The organism is Ochrobactrum sp. BTU2 (assembly GCF_024539785.1).
Classification (GTDB): Bacteria; Pseudomonadota; Alphaproteobacteria; order Rhizobiales; family Rhizobiaceae; genus Brucella; species Brucella anthropi.
This window is the reverse complement of the sequence record NZ_JAHWRG010000079.1, coordinates 1-1,324: the sequence shown is the minus strand read 5'-3', so window position 1 is coordinate 1,324 and position 1,324 is coordinate 1. Positions and strand designations below refer to the sequence as shown.

Genomic DNA, 1,324 nt, shown 5'->3' with positions numbered 1-1,324 from the left:
TCCACCCTTTCTATCGGTGGACACCCTTTGCCTCAATCTCGTTAGCCAGAAAAGGTGCCTAGAAATGCGCGCTTACCCTTCACGAGAACTTCGGACGGAATCGCCACGCGCATGGGCGCGTTGAAATCCGACTTCCTTGTCGGAGCATCGGATCGTTCCCAAAAACCGGAAACCACTTTTTGGTCCGATGCTCCTGTGATGAAAGGGGGGGCACGGCCGCCCCTCTAAAGCTCTCCCCATGAAGGAAGGGCGAAGCCCCTCCTTCAAACATCCTCCCATGGAAGGGGGTGTCACACCCCCTTCCAAACCATCCCCATCCCAATACGGACACGGCGTCTGGCCGACGCCGTGGTGCTCCTCTCTCTCTGACTTCCCAGTGTACGCCAGCCCATCCGGCGTCAAGGACTGCGCGGCCCCTCCAATTTTTAGCTCCGTTCCTTTCAGGCCCGGATCAGAAAATCGGTTCCTCCGCTTGCCGCTCGGCGGCCGCGTTCCGCGGTCCCTGACCCCTCTGGGCTACAGCGTGGACACCTTTCGTCAGAAACGAAAAGGAGATTTTCCATGACTGCGATTGAAAACAACAACGTCGATGCGACTAGCGAGGACCATCAAGGACCGCGCGAACCCTTCGATGGCGAAATCCATCTGCCTGCCACGATCTCGAAGGAATTCCTGTCGACCGCCCTGCTATGGGCGATCGAGAACGAGGTTGAGTTCGGTATCTTCCGTGAACCGGACAAGATCGTCATCGCGTACTTCTACGGCGATGAGGAGTTCCTGCCGTCGCGCTGGTCCGACAGGCAATGGCACATCGGCGAGGAGGACATTTCCGACCGGTTCTTCCCCGATGATTATGCCTGACGATTCGATAGGAGGTGGCTTCGGTCGCCTCCTATGAACGCGTCGGGCGGAGTCAGGTCCAGAGAACACCCGGACAATCCGCCGGGGGTCGGCACAGAGCCGGCTGCCGCCAGAAACGGACACGACCCCTGGTCGGGGCCGTGGTTTATCTCTCTCTGACGTCCGATTGTCGCACCGCCTCTCCGGCGTCAAGGACATCGCGGTCCCCCAATTTTCGGCCGCCGCCCGAAGAGGGCGTCGCCAGAAAATCGGCTCCCCCGCTCGCCGCCACCGGCGGTCGCTCCGCGATCCCTGACTCCTCGATGCTGCGGTGCGGCCTCCTTCCGTCAGAGAGACGAAAGGAGAACTTCATGACTTGGGACCAAGCCCTCATGCTGATGGTGAAGCGTAAGCGCTCATTTGAGGGCACATAGTAGTGATATGAGGGTGCTGAATGCCGGTCAGTCTGCCTGTTTATTGAAGT

Annotated in this window: 1 protein-coding gene; it reads left to right on the top strand. The window is 59.4% G+C overall.

Annotated elements, in window-relative coordinates:
- Positions 1–561 precede the first annotated feature (561 nt).
- On the top strand, positions 562–861 hold the full coding sequence (locus KWJ32_RS28065) for a hypothetical protein (RefSeq protein WP_151610744.1): 300 nt from the start codon (positions 562–564) through the stop codon (positions 859–861).
- Positions 862–1,324: the final 463 nt, after the last annotated feature.

What these genes read in the sequence shown, in the direction of transcription:
- KWJ32_RS28065 (WP_151610744.1), top strand. Translation starts at nt 562, where the DNA reads ATGACTGCGATTGAAAACAACAACGTCGATGCGACTAGCGAGGACCAT.